Here is a 17972-nt window from a genome sequence, read left to right as displayed (position 1 = left end):
CCGAAAACACCATCTGCACAAGCTCGTTGACATCCATCACACCGACTACAACGACCTCCACCACTCAGCGTTACCACCGCATGTGAGACAGAGCCGTTTGCTGGACAGGCCCCCGAGTAGGTGCTCGGGGGCAGATCGGTGCACAACGCCCCTTTCCCGGAGGCCAGAAGTGGTTCCGAGAGGGGAGTCGCTCGCACCTGCAATTCACCACGTGAGCGCGGCGACGCCTGGCTCTGCCGTTTACTTCCTGCCGTTACGAGACGCATGCGACGGGCGGGAATCGCCGCTTCCTTCGGCAGGCCTCCTCAGACCCATGGCTTGCCTTAAATGTCCATCCTCATATGAGCCATGGCGCCGGCGCAACGCGCCTGTGCGCGCTGACCGCGGCTTCGGCCCATCGTTCGTGGAAGTCCGTCGCCAGGTCGGCATGGTCACTCCTGTGCCGCTGCAAGCCTGTCGGGAACAGCGGTTGGTCTGCCGATCCTGCCGATCCGGATCGTCGGCCCCGTCCCGAGGGCGCCGAAAACGCTTCGCTGGCCGATTGTTGCGGCCTGGCTCGGCTCGGCAGCCCTGTCGAGGCGGTTTGGCAAAATTTGAACAACCTCAGCACTTTGGAACGGAGGCGGACACGACCGGGTAGGACTGGCACTCACCGTCTCCATGTAGACGCCGTGTGCGTCGGGTCGCGCGACCGCTTCCTGCGCGAAGCCGCGGGCTAGCGTCACAAACCGCCGACAGCGCCCTCTTATCAGGTAGACAGCCAGGGCGTGGGGGAGCTGCCCTTGCTCCCCCTGCCGCCACGCTCTATCTCCAGAAGGTTGAGGAACAGGGTAGTCATGACTCCACTCACAACTGGCGGCAACTATCACCTCCTAATTCTTGGAGCAGCCGCCCTCACTGCGTAAGTGGACCGTCCACGAGCGCCTCGTCGTTGCCACCACGCCCGCCCCAGCCCAGAGAATCACCAACGCCCAGCCGTTCACGGGGCCGCCTCCCTCGCACTGCTGGCCCACAAATTGCAACTCCGCATATTCCGCACCGCGTGATCATTACTGTGGATGGCTGAAACATGGCCAGAAAATCTGTGGCGCACCGTAATTCCCCCCAAAGTCGCGGTGAAATAAGACCAAAACAACACACACCAGGAAGGAAGGCAAACTTTCGTGACGATCTTGATCGTTGTTGAGTGCCTCATCCTTGCGGCAGCCTGCAGCATCGCCGCATTCGCCGTCCTCGGACATGGCCCATCCACCCGCCAGACCAAGACGTATTATAAATACATTGAAGCGGAAAGAAGGCGGGCACAGCTGCGACATCCTTCATCGGGCGAATTCCAGACGGTGGTCGGCTCCGCCCCCACCCTCGTCCCCCATCCTCGAAGCGACCATCGCTTGTGACAGGCGCGATCCATACAAACTAGACACGCCGGAGCTGGCTGCCACTCAACACGGTCCGATCTCGAGGCCCACAGTGGAAGGAGATGAAAGAGTGGACATTCACACAACCTATCGCACCCCCCACGACAAAACCGGCGCCAGACAGGACGAAAAGCAGCGCAAGAACCGCAAAGCGACTCGACGCTGTCGCATCGCGCTGTGGGCAGGCATTCCCCCCCTCCTCCTCCTGGCCACCGGAGGCTGGCTCTACCAGCATCTGAACAGCAACATCAGCCTTACCGAGATCAACGACAAGCTCGGCGGCGGACGCCCAGTCAACGTCAGCCCCGCCGCTGAGAACATCCTGCTGGTCGGATCCGACAGCAGAGAGGGTGCTAACGCCGAGTATGGCAAGGGCGTGACCACCATGCGGTCAGACACGGTGATGATCCTTCACATCGCTGCAAACCGGAAATGGGCGGCGGTAGTCTCTCTCCCCCGCGACTCCTGGGTCCAGATACCCGCCTGTGACAGAGGGAACGGCGTCGCGTCCGCCCCCCACTACTTCAAGCTCAACTCTGCCTATGCTATAGGGGTTGGCGCTGGCGGAGCAGCCGCCTGCACAATCAAGACTGTAGAGCACAACATCGGTCTACAAATCGACCACTTCATCAGCATCGATTTCCGCGGCTTCAAAGACATGGTCAATTCTATCGGTGGAATCAAAATCTGCCCCAGGCAAGCGATCCGCGACAAGAAGGCCCAATTGGACCTCGAAGCTGGCTGTCAGACCATCAAGGGCGAACAGGCCCTAGGCTACGTCCGTACACGCTCCAGCGCCGGCTCCGACCTGGGCCGTATCGAACGTCAGCAGGAATTTGCGCACGCCCTGGCGCTCAAAGCGCAGACAAAGCTTTCCAGCCCAGACGACCTCTACAGATTTATAGACTCTGCCACAAAATCCATAACGGCAGACAAGGCCCTGGCCAGCGTCCGTGCACTCTACGGTCTCACCTCCAAACTCTTAGATATCCCCAAGGGCCATCTCGCCTTCCTCACCGTCCCCAATTACCCGCGTGAAATCGACTTCGCCGCCGATAAGGCTAACGTCTCGTGGCAGTACCCCCAGGCTCGGCATCTGTTCACCGCCCTGATTAAGGACCAGGAGATCACGGAGGAACAATTCAAGGCAGGGGCACGCATCGCAGCAAGATTCATCAAGGTCCTGATAATCGACGGCACTGGCACACCCGGCAAGGCGGCTGCCATAGCCACCGAGCTACGCACCGTAGGTTACGACGTGACCGCGATAGGCGACGCTCGACAGAAAGCTGCACACACCAACGTGACTTACCCGCCGGGCCTCGAGGCACACGCGAGGGCCTTCGTCACCCGCCTGAAAGCAGCAACCGGTCCCAAGTTGACCCCAGGCGCCGCACCGAAAGTCGTCACTCTCACAGTGGGCGCCGACTACGCCGGGTTGTTCGGCTGATGTTGAAGGGCGCTTGACCCTCTTCCGTCGTGGAGCGCTCTTCGCACGAGATGGGTTCAGTAAGAGGCGGCTTTGCTCGTCAGAGTTTCAGTGCCACACTACACCGGGCTCTATGCCGGAGGCGTGCCCGTCGGCCTCGCATGTGACGTAACCACCCCGCTGTGTCTGCAAAAACCCTCCCTCCCTTACGCGCCACTCGGAGGTGGAACCTGCGCTCTCGGCAGGGTCCGCTAACGTACGCGCCTCAGCGGACCCGGCGCTTCTGGCGCCGCCACCCTCCAACATGCCGAGAGCCAAGCATAGCCAAATGGACATGTCCGTTTTCGAGCAACCAGGGACGGTTCGGCTAAAATTGGCGCGTATTAGCTCTAGCGCATTCAACGGTCCGGCGTGGCTCGAGTCCCGCCGGAAGCCATGAGAGGAGGGCGCGATGCCGCGCATCCACCACGGCAGGCCGACGACGGCCTCCCTGGACTGGAACCGGAATTCTCGTGCATTAGATGCTGCATACATGGACCTCGGTGACGCGTTGGCCCATCTGATCTCCCTGGCCACTCAAGTCCAAGACATGTGTCACACGGCAGATGTCCCAGCGGGAACGGAGGAATGCTTTGCTCAATCTTTCCGTTCTGTCATCATAAGCATCCTGCGATGTGAGGTCCTCAAGAGGAGCGAAGAATCGTAGATCTACCAAGAGCCATCGGTCATGGTGGTGTAGCCGTTCTGCATGACGGTGGCTCGGTCACAGGAAGAGGCGGCCCACCCGTGGATCATCTCGCATAAATCTGATGGCGCGGTGATTGCCATGTCCGGGCAAAATCCGTGGCAGTAGCCTTGGGCGCCTGGCCAGCAGACTTTATTCCTACTTGAACCGGTGTCCAGCGGCAATACCATCTCAGCAGGCGGACATGGTATCCGGCACGCATGTTGGATGTAATTGCGGCAGCCGGGACCAGAGGTCGGCGCCGGGGACCGTTGCACGCTGTACTGCCTGTCGGACGACGCGCGACCGACCAAGCCGATTGATTGCGACCTCGTCCGACATAGCGGAAAGTTGGATCAGCAAGAGCCGACCAGCAAATGGAGGGCGTGCTCCATCACCGGCCTGTGGCTGCCACGCTTTAACCCGTCTTGATGGCTTTGGGAGCAATCAGACCCCCATCTCTTCGTATCCGCGGCCGCAGCTGAAGGTAGCGTAGCCAACCTACATGCAGACATGAGGGTGGGCATTGGCGCTCACGCCACCTGACCTTGTAGCGGTGGTGTCGTGGGCTGACAACTTGTGACCGCCGCGGGTACCCCTGAAGCGGGTGGTATCGGGGTGGTGTCTGACCATCCAGTGAAAAGCCTTCCGCGAGCGGATCCAGATGGCAGCACCTGACAAGTTCGGCAGCGGGTCTCAGCAAAGACGTGGGGTCGTCGCCAAGGAGTTGCGGCTCAGGCATCGGCGGAGTCCGTGGCAGGAAGAGCAGCAAAGCTGACTCTGCATTCTCAACCTCAGCAGGACCATATTCGCGGTTCTCTAGGGGAAGCTGGTCAGTAGCTGGTGGTCCACGGATGGCTGGAAGCGAGGGGTGGTCTCGTATTCGGCGGGGCTGCTGTGGAGGCGGTGCAAGTTGTACCGGCTCTCGCTCCACTCGGATACTGCGGTGCGGCGAGAGGCGATGCGAGCCCCCATCAGTGGAGATACAGGTGATGCCGCCGCGCCAACGGGTACCGACCGCGGCGGGCTCCGGCGGGAAGCCGAGAAGGGTCAGGCCAGGACAGCTCGCCGCCCGGACCCCGCCCGGTGCGGGACGCCGAGCCGACCGGGCAGATCCCCGCCGACCAGCAGTCCCGCGGGACCTACCATGCCGTCCTGCAGCGCGAAGGTGCCGGCTGGGGCCGCCCCCGGCACGCACGGCTGAAGCGGTGCCGGCCTGACCGGCCCCCGGCACCGCAGACGACTACACCGCACCACTCCCGGCCCACACGCGGCCACCCGTCCTGGCCCTGTCCTTCGCGACTTCCAGCCCGAGCCGGCAGCCATCGCCACCCGCTGGTGCGGCGACGGGCCTTGACCTCAAATCTTAAACACGGGCTATGCGGCTTGTGCCAGCGTAGTTGCTGTGAGTTGGAGGGCGTTCTCGAAAGCGATCGGTGATCGTTGTCCGAGGCGGGAGTGTCGGCGGCGGGTGGAGTCCATGTCACGTCCTTCGAGGAACTATCCGGCCGAGCTGCGTGAGCGTGCGGTGCGGCTGGTGGCTGAGGTCCGGCCCGAGCATCCAACCGAGTGGGCGGCGATCTGCTCGGTCGCCGGCAAGCTCGGCATCGGCAGCGCGGAGACGCTGCGCAAATGGGTGCGCCAGACCGAGATCGATGCCGGTGCCAGGCCGGGAACCAGCACCGCCAGTCGGACCTCGCGCTCGGTTGGCCAACTCTTTCGTCCATGCAGGCTCGCGCGTTTGAAGGTCGCGTTGAAGGACTCGGCGAGTGCGTTGTCAGCGCTGGACAGGACCGCGCTCATGCTGCATCAACGTGAGGATCCGGGAGCGCCAGGCCGCCAACCGCACCATCTACGTGGCCCTCGCGGTCACCGCATCATCTTCACCACCAACGCCATCGAGTCCGTCAACGCCCGCATCTGCCGGGCCGTCTGGGCCCGCGGACACTTCCCCTCCGAGAACGCCGCGCTGAAGTGCTCTACCTCGCGACGACGACCCTCCAACCCCACCGGCACCGCACGCAAACGCTGGACCACCCGCTGGAAGCGCGCCCTCCACACCTTCGACATCACCTTCGACGAACGCCTCACCAACAACCAAATCTCACCCCAGAAAACAAGCCAGTTACACCGCCTACAGAACAGACGCGGATCACACGCCGCCGTTCCAGCCAGGTGCAGGCCGAGTCAAGACCTCACCGCCAACAGAGGTAACTCAACCGCCCCGCTCCCGGCGCAGCACCAGGACCGGCGGATTTCGGCGAAGCCCGTATTAGCTTCCAGAAAACTGACGCCTATCGCCACAGTCAGCATCCCGTGAAGATCACTCCTGATAAAGCTCGATGATTCTACCGGGTCATCGGCCGACCTCGCAGTAGCATGATCTGCCGTTTTCTTAGCCCGGCACTCTCAGGTACGATCCATGAGCAGCCGGGCACTGGAAAGGCGCGCATTCATGAAATCCACATCGAAATCACCGCTAGGTGGATCTTGAGCACTGTCGGACACCTCTGGAAATCCGACCCCTTCGACACAGAGAGGATCGCACATTTCCTGCCCGGATTGCACGTCTACCTCCTCCACGGCAATGTACACCCTCCAGGAGCCGGCATAGTCGTAAGCAATTCGTTCCCCTTTCGTGACCTCAAAAACATCGTCAAGTCGGGTCAAATATTCGACGGATGGTACACGGAAATTATTAGACGGCTCACCAGGCGGACGAGTTTGCAACTCAAACCTGTGAGCATCGTTGCCGCCGCCCCAACCCATAAGGATCTGAATAACTTCGTGAAGTAATTCTAAATTTGCGTCAGCTGGCAGCACAACAGATCGCCACACAGGAAATCGACTGTAGGCGAGATCCATCTTCAGCCGATATATCGAAGGACTCTTCCTCGCAGGGGCCGTGACGTGTACTTTACTAACCTGCTGAACTAGCATTTCTGCTTCGGGGTGCCCTGTGCGCACAATATCATCAAGAATCTTACTAAACGTGGTTTTCGCGTTCTTCGCAACGCGTCGCCACACAGCAGTGTACGCATCGCCGGCTCCCCGCGATTCAAGGATTCGTACGATCTCCTCTACCGCCAGCCAAACCTGCACCTCTTCCCATACCGAATCATCCGCTTCGGTTTCTGATCCAGTGATAGAGCGAAGCCAAGGACGTAGAATGGGAGGGCACTTACGCCGTAGAATTTTATCTGCCTCGGTCCCGCGCAAGGAGATCAATTCAAGAACTGCATCACGGCCATTCGGCCCCATTGCTACTGCCAGTTCAAGGAGTTCATCAACTGCGCCCTCTACTCCTCGGTCGCGAAACCAAGAGTGAGCTGCGAAATGCGCTTCTGGAGACGGGGGTTGGCCGAGATAGGCCAATACTAGCCGTCGAGCTGGCGAAGTTTCGTCAATGCCGGGATTACCTTTTCCTAGGCCATGTTGGAGCGGTTCTGCAGCTGCCGCTTTTCCTGCATAATCTGCCTGACTGAGGCGGGGAGTAAATTCCTCTTCAGTGTAGGCACCAGGATTTTGGCCCTGACTTGGCAGCCTATTTTGCTTAGGCTTCGGGAAGCTTGCCGCTGGTCCTGCTGTCTCAACACTGGCTCGGCCGGACGGAATTGTCGGATCGAGATAGCCGACCGCTACGGTAGCTTTCGAGTGTTTCGGCGGCGGGGGCGGCGTTCGTGATTTCCGGCGGTCCTTTCGCTGCTGAAGCTGATCAATTCCATTACCGCCCATATTTCAGCACCGCCTTTGCCACTTCGCGAATCTCCTCCACAAATGGGAGTTGCTTCTTGGCTACGGGTTCAGAACAAATGGCTACGCGTAGACGCCTCGTTGCAATCCAAGCGTAGTGCCCGACCATAGGGCCAACTGGAACATTGTATACATCGGAAAGTCGCCTAAGTTCGTTGATCGCCCATTGAGAGGGAGACCTGGGAACCATATACGGAATGAGAAGAAGTGGATAATCGCTCGCCTCCTGTAGCAACTGCTCCAACGACCTCATTTCTCGCGTTTGCAGTACCACCGGCGTAACTACCACGCGGGCCGCAGCCATGGCACCGTTGGTGGATGGGCAGGCGTCGGGATGAGTGTCAATTACCAGTCTGCGACGCAGTTCCTGCGCCCAGCGGTTGACATCCTCTGCCACTTTTTCAGCCGACGGTTGATGTTCTGCGAAAGTAGTATGCCCGGGAATGAGATCCGGTTTCCTCCCACCTCCACGGATTGGAGTTGGAACCTTGCCGCCCTCGAAGGAGTCCAAGATCGGGATACCGACGCGTTCCTCCTCTCGATATCCCCAACCCGCCGTGAGGCCACCTTTTGACCAATCAAAGTCGACGGCCACCGCGTCTAGAACCTGGGCCAGCTCCTCGGCTAGTGTGGTTTTCCCAATTCCCCCCTTGTATGCAAGGGACGCAATTACGTCAGGCTCTTGAATTGGAAATGGCGCAATTCGACGTCCGATCGCATTGGTTTCCCTCTGCGCGAGAATCGTGAAGGTCATTTCAGCGTTACTCTCAATTGATGTTTTTCTAGTTTAGTATACTATTTGCGCGTCCCCATTGAGGGACTGCACGAGAAGTGCACGGGCTGGAACGCCCGACAAAAGGTCACTATTGCGCGACCAAACGAAGATCGCGCGATACTATGATACTTGTCATTGATTCCCCGCGCCTATCGAAAGCTGTCGAACCCAAGCTTAACCATAATTGGGTTTAAATAGGGCTAGGGTGACTGACGCGGTTAGCTCCGAGGGGACTGACGGATGCCGATCAAATGGACCATCCGTGGTCCACGGCAAGACGGTATCCGGGGTGGCAAGGGGACGTTTCACTGTCCAGGCTCTGATGTAGACCTTGTTCAGGCAGTTCCGCCAATGCTGAACCAGGGGCAGTGCTCCTGGCAACATAAATCTCTGCCTGGTCAGTCCCGTCCAATTTTTCGCGTCTGTAAATTCGGGTTACCGACGTCGAAGGGATCTACTGGTGCTTCCCGCTGCGCGCCCCCTGTGGCCGGGCTGCCGGCACTATCGTCTGTATGCTGCAAGATCGATCTCGAGGATTCGCTTTAATGAAAGAAAGCCAGATCAGGCTTGATAGCGTTCAAGCGGTCACGAATCCAGTCAATCGATACTGTGGGCGCAAATTAGCTGGTTTAGGTTTAGCGCGGTCGTGAAGAAACTCACTATGGCTTCTTCTCCACCTAGGGTTAGCAATCTTTGCTTCGTTTTAGTGGACACCCCAATTTGTGAGCTGACAGAGACGTCCATAGCGAAGAGCACGCTGGCAAACGAGTACACCTGGGGTTCGAATTCACACCGAACTTCACAGCGGAACGGACGAGAGCGACCCCTGCGAGCCGTCTGCTTATCCCCAGTACCCCGGCACCAGCTCAGCTGGCTACACTCTGCAGTTGCGAACAGCTGATGCTCCGAATTTCTCGCCACGTCTTGCCAGCAAAGACACCTGCATGCCTGAAGGAGAAACAGCGGCGGCCGCAGAGGCTAACTTTCTGGATTATTTCTTGGTCCATTGTTACCAACAGCGGAACCTCGCTATAGAATCCCAAAACTCCACTCTCTCCTATCCGCGCGAGGTCGCAGCATCAACCTTGCAAGGTCTGCTCATCGCCGATATTGACTCATAAAATATCATTCCTGATGCTGTTCTCTGTGACTCAGTAGGGAGACCAATATCTCGACTCCTACTCATTCTTCGGGGCGCTATTTTTCCGGCCTACGGCAGACTGGCGGCCACTGTGAGATGCTAAAAAGCCCAAGCGAGTAGGCACGTGCCACCAGCTCACCCCTGCTTGAGGCGTCCAGCTGGACACGCAGCAATTTGAGTCGATAGTCCAAACCTTGCCGACTCAGGCGCAGCATAAAGGAGATCTCTGAATTGCTGTGCCCTGCGGCAAGTAGTTCGAGAATCCGGGCATCGATCTCTTGGACCGCGAGGCTAGCGCGAGTCGTTGGAGTTTGGTCTCGAAATTGATCTACTTCATCGATCGCAATCAAAACTGAGGACGAATCCCCTAGTCCGATAAATCTAAAGGCGGAAATGTTGGCCAAGAGCCCTGGGGCATTCTCTCCTTGTAGGAGGACTCCATTCAGCCTACTGGGGTCTCCAGCTTGGACGCTGCGCCGTATCACGCCGAAATTCGTACGAGATGAGGCTCCGATCCATCGGTCGATTGACGTACCCAGCAGCTTGCCTTTGGAAACATTCAAGATTCCCGCGAACGCCCTATTAGCCTGTTCGATCTCGCCGGCGTCGCCCAGGATAGCCAGGGGCCTGCCGGCGACGTCAAAAATGAGGTCAAAATGTCTAGAGTATTTCTCCAGCTCGACCCTAAGAGCCTCTTCTCTCGTCAAATCACTAGCGACATGAAGGGAAATTTCCATGCCGCCGGCATTTTTTACTGAAACGATCTGAGACTGAAACGATTCTCCGTTGGCTCCGATCCAATTAGACTGATGGTTAGTCGACATAGGAGAGTCTGGCAGGCCGTGCGCAGGCGAGGGCAGGGCAGGAACGGGAGGCTGCTCGGAGCGTGCAACCACTTCATCTTCGCTTTTTCCCACCGCGTGCAAATATGCTGCGTTAACGAGCATGACCCGTCCATCGCCGTCCATAACCGACACAGGGGACGGGAAGGCCTGCAACAGATGCCGCAGGAGAGACTCCACGCTTCTTCGGCGCCGCTCTTCGTCCGCTTCCCTTCCATAGTCGACAGCGAATCCGATAATTCCGGTTACCTGTTTGTCTGCGGAGAAAATCGGAGCAACACAGGCATGGATGCGGCCCTCGGGCCCCGTCCGCCAAGTGACTCTTTCTCCATTTCGTGCCCGGAGATGAGCAAAAACATCTGGATGCTGCGGGTATTCCACGTCATAGGCGACCTCCTCGCGGCCAGACACTGCAATGCCGGAGGTTGAGAAATGCTGGTCCAGCCCTGGGCTTCCAATGGAAGTGACGAGGCGGAGCTCCAGATCGGTCATCCACACCCTGACTGGAAAGCCAGAAAGCGGCAGCGATGAAATAGTGTCAAAATTCATATGACCGTAATTGCTCACGAAGTTGATTATGTGCGTGCTGCTGGGAAATCTGGTTCTTTCTAGGTTAGAGGCAGAGAGGGACCGCAGGAGCAGGCTATCTGATCCGAAACTCAAATAGTTCTATTCTGTGGGTGTGGCCATGCTGGGAGTTCCAGCCACGTCGTCATTGGCTCCTCTCGGGGATGTTTGTCCAGGGCATGTCTTCTGTACCTCAATGCCATCACGGTTTTGAGGTACTCACGCCAAGCTGCGGGCGACGGGCCAGATCGACTGGTCGATCGATCCAGCGATGTCCGGACCACGAGACGGGCCACAAAGTCGGCCAGGCCCGGATCGGCCCCGCGCCTGCGGGCAGCAAGCACCGCCTCGCCCACGTCTCGGCACACGCACCGTGCCAGTCGAGCGCTGCTGCACGCGGCCCGTGAGGGCCGCGTTGGCTGGACTCTGGCCATTCAGAACACGCGGCACGCCGCGGTGATCGCGTCGATCCGTGACGTGCCGTATACCCAGGTGCTTCAATGACCAAGCAAGGATTGCCGCTTCATTGCCGCGAACCTTAAAGCCCTGCTAGCACCGCAGCAGGGTCATCATGGACGCACGTGCCATGCCCAGCCGGAGACCTGGGCACGGCACGTGCGTTAGCCAGACACATGATCAAACAACGGGCTCCACCGCGCCGGCTCCCTATCTGCATTGTCCTCGCCGAGCGTGAACACCCGCAACCGCCACCGTCGAGAAGCTGGGCTTGCATGCCCAGCACCAACAGCAACTATTTCAAGCGCATGTGGCCAGCTCTTCCACTAGCTCCAAATCAGGATGCTGTTCGGCGAGCACTAGGCATCCTCCTCCCTTCGGGGGCGCTGAGCCGTCTCTTGCGGATTCGCTGCCGTGCATCGCGAGATCGTGGATGCCTTGTAGTGGAGAAGTACTCGGGCGTCCCTACCAACGCGGTGCGGTGCGGTGCGTCGTGGGCCTGGAGGTACCTCCCAGCGGCAGGTGGGGAGCAGCACGCTCGCCGAGTGCGACCGCGTCGGCAACGGCCAGGACGACCACTCCGGTACTCCGGCAAGCATCGCAAGCACGGCGTGAACATCCAGACAGTGACCGGCCCGGTCAGCTGAACTCAGCTGGTACTCGCGGCCCTTCCCGGCCGGGCCGCGGACATCACGGCCGCCCGTAACCACAAAAAGTCACCATCTGTGGCCGTCCGAAGTTCCCCGCCCTCGCGGCAAGGCCTTCCAGGGAATCGGCGGAACCTTCGCGGCTCCCCTCAAGAAGCGCCGAAACCGTGAGCTCACCATCAGAGAGAAGTCCGTCAACCGGGCACACGTCCGGCTCCACTCCCCCGTAGAACGATCCTTCGCCCGCCTCAAAGCATGGCATCTTCCACGAAGCCCGCGTCCGCTTCAACACGCTCACGTCAATGACCAATGCCGTCCTCACCCTGGAGAGGCAACACTGAAGAAACTCAGTGATCTGATTTAGAGACCCTGCCGCGGTAGCGGCAGACGCGGTCGAGAATCCGGTCGACGGTCTTGGACCATTTGAAAGGCTGGCGTCGTCGTTTCAGACCTTGATCCGGTTCTCTAATACGGCTTCGAGATCGTCAAGGGGCCCGAACCTGCCGCGTTCGATGCAGCGGCGGTACAGCTCAGCGAACCACCGCTCGATCTGGTTGATCCACAACGAGTACCACGATCTATGCCCGCTGCCCCGGCCCCTGCACAGTGGACCCCGCCTGGCCCAGCTCCAACATCATCCTCCGACAACCAACGGCGGCGGCCTGGTACCGCCGTTATGTTTTTCGCGGTCCTGCAATGGGGCCGCCGGCCTCCGAGCCCGGTATGACTGGTTCCCCTTCTGTCGAACGGATGGCCTGGGGGGTGGTGTCGCCGGGCCTGGAAGGTGTCGTCACAGACGCTGACGAGAGACCCGGCCACCGCCCGGTCCGGCGCAATGCCGGACAGAGACATGGGCGGCAGGTCTGCACAACGTGGTTGCGCGAGCACGGTGGCCATTGCCGAGGCCGGCACGGTCAACACCTTCACACGGTGCGATGTTAGACACCGAAGGCGAAGGAGTGTTCCTCGGGATGGACGTCGGCAAGACAGCCCACCACGGTCACGGGCTGACCCCGGCCGGGAAGAAGGTCTTCGACAGACCGATGCCCAACAGCGAACCGAAGCTGCGGGCCGTCTTCAACAAGCTCAAGCCTCGATCGTTCACGTGCGCGCGCCGGGGTGAGCGGTTCGGCTGGGTGCCCGGTTTCTAGTAGTTCGCTCCGTGGGCTGGTTGCTGTGGGGCAGAGCGGTGGGCCGCGTGTCGTCGCGGCGGTCGTCGGCGTCCACTCGCCAAGGGGGCTGGCGCTCTCCTCCTTCCGGTGGCTGGGGCGGCGGCGTGGTGGTCAGCCGGGGTCGGGCAGGGCCGGGTCCGGTTCCAGGCGGTAACGAGAAGCCCGATGGCGGGACAGGCGGGTCGAGTTTGAGTTCGCGGCGTCGGGCGTGCTCGGCCAGTCTGGCGGGGACGTCGAACAGGTCGCTGCGGACGGTGGCGGGCTCGGCACGAGCGAGACGGCCGTCGAGTGCGAGCAGTTGCAGCCAGGACAGCAGGTCCATGGCCAGGGCGAGCAGGGTGCACCAGGCCTGGTTGAGGGCGAACTTGAACGACGGCAGTCGCAGCACGGTTAGGGCCTGCGACCTACCTGCCGATCCCGGACTCGACGTGCGCGTGGGCCCGGTGCCGGGCGTCCAGCCACTGCAACTGCTGGCCGACCGTATTGGTGGCGATCACCGTGTAACGGAAGCCGGTCGCCTGCTCGTAGGGCTTGAGGTCCTTGGTGTACATGGGGTGGACCGGCTCGCGCCGAACAACGATCCGCAGACCGGGCGGCCAGCCCGAGAGGTCGAGCAGGTCGGTGATCTCCACCAGGGCGGCGTCCTCCCGGGGGTCGCCTTTCGCGTCCAGCGCGGGCGTCCACGCCTTGGCGGGGACCTTGGCCAGGCCGGTCCAGAAGCTCTGCGGAAAGCTGGCCGCCGCAGACTCGTCGAGGTGATCCGTCCCAAGGCCCCACGGATGGCACAGAGGCTGGTCGACGACGTCTCCACCGCCCTCGACGAATAGAGCGTCGTGATTCCGGGAACCAGCACGCTCGACGTGGTCATCCCGTCACTGGCCCGCTCGCTCGCCGCGGTCCACGATCAGCGCCGGGCCCTGGAGGCCCAGATCAGCGCTCTTCTGGAGGCCCACCTCTTTATCCGGTCCTGACGATGTCCGGAGTCGGAGTCAGGACCGCCGCCGTCCTGCTGGTCACCGTCGGCGACGGCACAACTTTTCCCCAGGGCCGCCCACCTCGCCTCCTACGCCGGCCTCGCCCTCACGACCACGTCGCCTGGGACCTCGATCCACGGCGCGCCCGCACCCCAGGGACGGAAACGGCAGCTCAAACCGCCACGTTTCTCTCCGCCTTCGCCTGCATGACACACCGCGGCGGTTCAGGAGGTGGGTGACGCTCATTCCAGCACCCACAGTGTTTAGGTCAACCACGGCCAACCTAGGCGAACGGGTGAAACTGCTCCAGGTATCGGCAGATCAGAGCGTGACGCGCCCACCGATGACTCACCAAGCCATCAAGGTCCGATAAATTTCCGGCGCAACACGACGAAAAGTCGTGCCGGGTGATGGGAAGGAGGATCCTGTGCGCAGGAATGCAGCACACAGGGTCGAGAGCTTGGTACGCGGCAGTGTCTCCGCCGTCTTGGTCGTCACTGGAGAGAACTGGACAGACCTCGGGGCAGCGATCGGCTTAACGACGGACACGGTGAGCCGCCGCCAGCGTGGCTACAGCCTCTGGACCATCGCCGACTTGGGCCGGTTGGCGGACCACTGGCAGATCGCTGCGTCCAGCCTGATCGCCGGACCAAACGACGCCCTCTCAGAACTGCAACCTTCACGCGTCGACTCGATCCGCTCCGCCAAGGGGCTCGCCGCATGGGAGGGCACGCTCCCTGCGTGGGTTGGCGCGCTCGCTGCCTGAAGAAAGACCAACAGCCCGGGATTCCCGTCCCGGGCCGCCGATAGCCACTCGCCTCGCCGGCTTTGACGTCGAGTGGCTCCTGCAAAAGCTGTGGTCAGCGCCACCCGGTTCCCGCCGGGCAGACCCCACGCGCCGCTTCTCATTCTACAAAGATCTATCAAGGTCAGGGTAGAAGTCGGCCTGTCTGCGCGCGGATGGTTACGCCACACAGTGGACAAGGATCTCGCGTTGCTCTGCATGACCAGCGCCGCTACCAGGCGCATCACCCCTATTGTCCACCGCTCCGGCCGAATGCACCTCGCCAGCCTTCCCGCCTGGGCGCCCTCCCGCCAGATCATCGTTGAGACAGCGATGCGCTTGCGCAGCCAGCCTGTCGCGGCAAGCGGCTACTGGATCGGACTTTCAGGCCTTCCGGCCTGCGGTCTCCGGCAGCGTCCCGCCGGTGATGCGCGGTGAGCATCTTCGACGCCGATGACCTCGATGCGAAGCTCGAGTTCTCACAGGGAAGCCGCCCTCCTTTCACAATGGTGGGCGACTGGGTCTACCTCTCCGGCGCCAGCAGCGACGCTCGGACCCTGTACTGGGGCATGGCCGCCCACGTGAACCAAAGTCGCGACGATGAAGACGTGTGGCCGAACTTGCGGACTCTCGCTCGTTTCCTAGGCTTCGCAAAGGACGATACGGTCACATCTTTGATGATCGAGCTGGAGTTGATCACAGCTGTCACCGTCAAGCGCTCCACAACGGGTCTCATCCGGCGCAATCGATACACCATCCACGGCACCCACCCGGCCGAATACCCCGGCCCACGATCACTGTCCGACTGGTACGCGATGAACCGGCCTCCCCGGCATCGTGAGGAGAGCAAGCAGGAACGTATCGACCGCGAGAGGGCATTCGACTCCTGGCTCGACGCCCGTCGCAGATACATGAAGGGCATGGTCGCGCAGGTCAAAGCCGAACGTGCGAACGCCCGCAAGCACTGCCTCCCGCTCCCTCCCCTCCCTCGATGGCAACCGCCGGTGCTCGCCGTATTCCGAACTCCAGTTGCCATGGCCTGCGACGACGACTCGACCGTGACCCTACCGCCCCGTCCCCCCGCACAGCGGGGTACGTCTTCGCCTGAGGAAACGCGCGACTTCACCAGTAAGTCGTGTGAACCTGCAGGTCGCCCCGTACCCCGCACTCAGGGGGTACGTCCCTCCTGGGAGCGGGGCCCCGTACCCCCTGAGTGCGGGGATGAACTAGACGAAGGACAACTAGACGCACCTCAACAAGAGATCGCGCCTTCGGCGCGGAGCGCTGCTGACGCCCGTAGGGCATCTACAGGCAGTAGTGCGCGTGTGAACAAGAGCGGCTTCGCCGCGTCCCGCAATGCGCGATCGTCTCGTGGCTCAGGCCAGGGGAAAGGCGTACGCATGACGCGAGCGCAGGCCGCCGCCGTGCGCATGGTCGAGGAGGCGCTCCCGCGTGAACTTGTCGAGCTGCTACCGAAGAAGCGCCCCGCCATCATCCGAGACGCGATCCTGGCTGCACTCGACAGCCGGAATGCCTCACAGCTCACCGAGCGAGTGGCCCGGCGCTGGTCGTCGCACAACTACGCGGCTGCCCACTACGGCGGAAAAGGGCTTTCCTCTCCGGTGGGCGTGGTCGTGGGCCTAGTCCGCCCACCGAAGGACTGCCCAAACCTCGGGTGCGAGGACGGCCAGATGATTGACACTGGAGCAGACTGCCGAACCTGCGCCCAGCGTCGGGCCGAACGGCGGGATGACCATCGTGCCGGACGCACTCGCAGAAGTGAGGGCCCGAGCCAGACCTGGGCATGCTCGATTCCCGAGTGTCCGGTCAGTGGCGGGGGGCCCGGCCATCCCAGCGGGCTGTGTCCCGCGTGCCGGGTCGAGGTCAAGAAGGCTGAGGAAGCGGGGAAGGCACTCAAGGCTCAGTGGGAGGCCGACGAGCGGGAAGTACGAGCAGCCTGTGTTGCAAAGGCACGGGCCGCGCTGGAGTGGAACCGGACGCTTGCCGCTGCCTACTCCGAGGACGACGAACGGGGCCGGCCAGCTGAGGGGCGTCAAAAGGCCCGTGTCGCCGAGGAAATGCGCGCGCGTTTCCAAACTGCTGCTCAGACTTCAAATCTCCGCGACTACGCCCAGGCCGAGGCCATCGCGTTCCCCGAAGCCATCAGCTCTCGACAGCAGCTTCTATCGGAAAGTCCCTCTTCTAGCGATCTCGTGCACAGTGAGCGTGAGCAGGTGGTCAGCCACGATCACCGTGTTGCTCGCGTCGTCTGGAGATCCGTAACTGCCTTGGAACAGCGGCCAATCTGATGATCAGTACCTTGGGCATGTCGAGCAGGCCTCTGGGACTATGCCCAAGCGAGGGCCCTGCAACCCCCTTGAGGGGGCCGGCCCCCAACCGCTGCAAGCTCGCCGTGCTCGCCTGCCGCGTCTGGCGACTCACGAACAGGGCTGCTGGAGCCGGTTGGAGGTTTGCGGGCGTACGAGGCCTCCGCGGTGATCGCGAAGGATCTCCGTGTGCGCTCGGTGGAACGCTGGCGCCACGTCTGGCGCAAGGGCGGCATCGAGGACCTCCAATCGCAAGGGCCGACGGGTGTGCCGAGAGTTTCGGGCTGCCCCCTTCCGCGGTGTTGAAGGAAGAGGGAGCACGGAGCAACTCTTCCTGGAATGACTACAGAGGCCTGAGGGCGAGGTCAACGTCCGGCTCGGTGGGCACATCGTGGTGCTCTTGGCCAATTCCAACACCCATCCGGTCCCTCATGCAGTACTCGAGTTTACGGAGGTTGCGTGGGGCACTCTGATTTTGACGTAGCGGGCGCCTGCCTTCGGCGGCGGGCCAGTCACAAGCCAGCCCAGCTGCATCACGGGCAACACGGGACCAATGTCGACCAGCCCTGAACCTCGGCTAAGGACTACACCATTCACCCCAGCCGGAGCTGCCTTAGACAGGCGGCTACCCAACGCCGAATGCAAGCTCCGTGAACCCTTCCGACCTCTCTGCCGCTCCTTACGTGGTTTGCTGGGTCGATTCTGGTGACTCCTAGGATTGGGAGGCCGAGGGGTGGCGGGTGTGGCTGGGCTGCCTCTGCCCTCGATGGCTTCAACGGACTCGTTGCCCGGCCCCGCGACGACTCGGGCACTGATGGGGATGAGCAAACAGGGCCGCTCTGCAAGGACACGCTGTCGAGGCCGTTTGCTAGGGTCCGTCTTCAAAAGATCGTTCGATGGTGGATCATGTTTTTCGTGATCCGTCGCCATGAACTGACCGATTTCGAGTGGGAGTTGCTGGCT

At 61.3% G+C, this 17972-nt stretch carries 10 protein-coding genes and 3 pseudogenes; 8 read left to right on the top strand and 5 right to left on the bottom strand.

Features of this window, described 5'->3' with window-relative positions:
• The first annotated feature begins 1163 nt into the window (after positions 1–1163).
• The 4 genes and pseudogenes from ACFYP3_RS34955 to ACFYP3_RS34940 form a co-directional block, all read left to right on the top strand.
• A complete protein-coding gene (locus ACFYP3_RS34955; RefSeq protein WP_388841782.1) occupies positions 1164–1397 on the top strand; it encodes a hypothetical protein in 234 nt (77 codons plus the stop codon).
• Positions 1398–1494: 97 nt separating this feature from the next.
• A complete protein-coding gene (locus ACFYP3_RS34950) occupies positions 1495–2868 on the top strand; it encodes an LCP family protein (RefSeq protein WP_388841785.1) in 1374 nt (457 codons plus the stop codon).
• A 2183-nt stretch (positions 2869–5051) separates the two neighbouring features.
• Positions 5052–5255 (top strand): annotated as a pseudogene (locus tag ACFYP3_RS34945) (transposase); the annotation flags it as partial.
• Positions 5256–5444: 189 nt separating this feature from the next.
• Positions 5445–5663 (top strand): annotated as a pseudogene (locus ACFYP3_RS34940) (transposase); the annotation flags it as partial.
• Positions 5664–5980: 317 nt separating this feature from the next.
• Here ACFYP3_RS34940 and ACFYP3_RS34935 read toward each other — a convergent pair.
• The 3 genes from ACFYP3_RS34935 to ACFYP3_RS34925 all read right to left on the bottom strand — a co-directional run bounded on the left by ACFYP3_RS34935 (position 5981) and on the right by ACFYP3_RS34925 (position 10649).
• Positions 5981–7306 carry a plasmid pRiA4b ORF-3 family protein gene (locus ACFYP3_RS34935; protein ID WP_388841779.1) on the bottom strand — a complete coding sequence of 442 codons (1326 nt, stop codon included), beginning with the start codon at positions 7304–7306 and terminating at the stop codon, positions 5981–5983.
• On the bottom strand, positions 7296–8078 hold the full coding sequence (locus ACFYP3_RS34930) for a ParA family protein (protein ID WP_388841776.1): 783 nt from the start codon (positions 8076–8078) through the stop codon (positions 7296–7298). The genes ACFYP3_RS34935 and ACFYP3_RS34930 overlap by 11 nt, the downstream gene beginning before the upstream one ends.
• A 1218-nt stretch (positions 8079–9296) precedes the next feature.
• Complete coding sequence (locus ACFYP3_RS34925; protein WP_388841773.1) at positions 9297–10649, bottom strand: PAS domain-containing protein; 1353 nt, start codon at positions 10647–10649, stop codon at positions 9297–9299.
• 2038 nt (positions 10650–12687) lie between these two features.
• Here ACFYP3_RS34925 and ACFYP3_RS34920 point away from each other — a divergent pair.
• Positions 12688–12903, top strand: coding sequence for a transposase (locus tag ACFYP3_RS34920; protein ID WP_388841770.1), 216 nt, complete (start codon positions 12688–12690; stop codon positions 12901–12903).
• Here the strand turns inward: ACFYP3_RS34920 and ACFYP3_RS34915 are convergent.
• Entirely contained in the window at positions 12854–13312 is a 459-nt protein-coding gene (locus ACFYP3_RS34915; RefSeq protein WP_388841767.1) for a transposase, read from the bottom strand. The two genes, ACFYP3_RS34920 and ACFYP3_RS34915, sit on opposite strands and share 50 nt — an antisense overlap.
• A gap of 16 nt (positions 13313–13328) precedes the next feature.
• A complete protein-coding gene (locus ACFYP3_RS34910; protein WP_388841787.1) occupies positions 13329–13556 on the bottom strand; it encodes a hypothetical protein in 228 nt (75 codons plus the stop codon).
• An 81-nt stretch (positions 13557–13637) separates the two neighbouring features.
• Here ACFYP3_RS34910 and ACFYP3_RS34905 point away from each other — a divergent pair.
• From ACFYP3_RS34905 to ACFYP3_RS34895, 3 genes and pseudogenes are all read left to right on the top strand, one after another.
• Positions 13638–14107: pseudogene (locus ACFYP3_RS34905) on the top strand (transposase); the annotation flags it as partial.
• Positions 14108–14325: 218 nt separating this feature from the next.
• Positions 14326–14664 (top strand): helix-turn-helix domain-containing protein, encoded by a 339-nt coding sequence (locus ACFYP3_RS34900; protein ID WP_388841764.1) that lies wholly within the window; start codon positions 14326–14328, stop codon positions 14662–14664.
• Between the two features lie 1418 nt (positions 14665–16082).
• Positions 16083–16991, top strand: coding sequence for a hypothetical protein (locus ACFYP3_RS34895; RefSeq protein ID WP_388841761.1), 909 nt, complete (start codon positions 16083–16085; stop codon positions 16989–16991).
• The last annotated feature ends 981 nt before the right edge of the window (positions 16992–17972 follow it).

This window comes from Streptomyces sp. NPDC005533 (assembly GCF_042871845.1).
Lineage (GTDB): Bacteria > Actinomycetota > Actinomycetes > Streptomycetales > Streptomycetaceae > Streptomyces.
This window is presented reverse-complemented; position numbering and strand designations above follow the sequence as displayed.

Excerpts from the sequence above, each read along its gene's own strand:
- ACFYP3_RS34935 (WP_388841779.1), bottom strand. The coding sequence starts at position 7,306 with ATGGGCGGTAATGGAATTGATCAGCTTCAGCAGCGAAAGGACCGCCGG.
- ACFYP3_RS34930 (WP_388841776.1), bottom strand. The coding sequence starts at position 8,078 with ATGACCTTCACGATTCTCGCGCAGAGGGAAACCAATGCGATCGGACGT.
- ACFYP3_RS34920 (WP_388841770.1), top strand. The coding sequence starts at position 12,688 with ATGTTAGACACCGAAGGCGAAGGAGTGTTCCTCGGGATGGACGTCGGC.
- ACFYP3_RS34895 (WP_388841761.1), top strand. The coding sequence starts at position 16,083 with ATGACGCGAGCGCAGGCCGCCGCCGTGCGCATGGTCGAGGAGGCGCTC.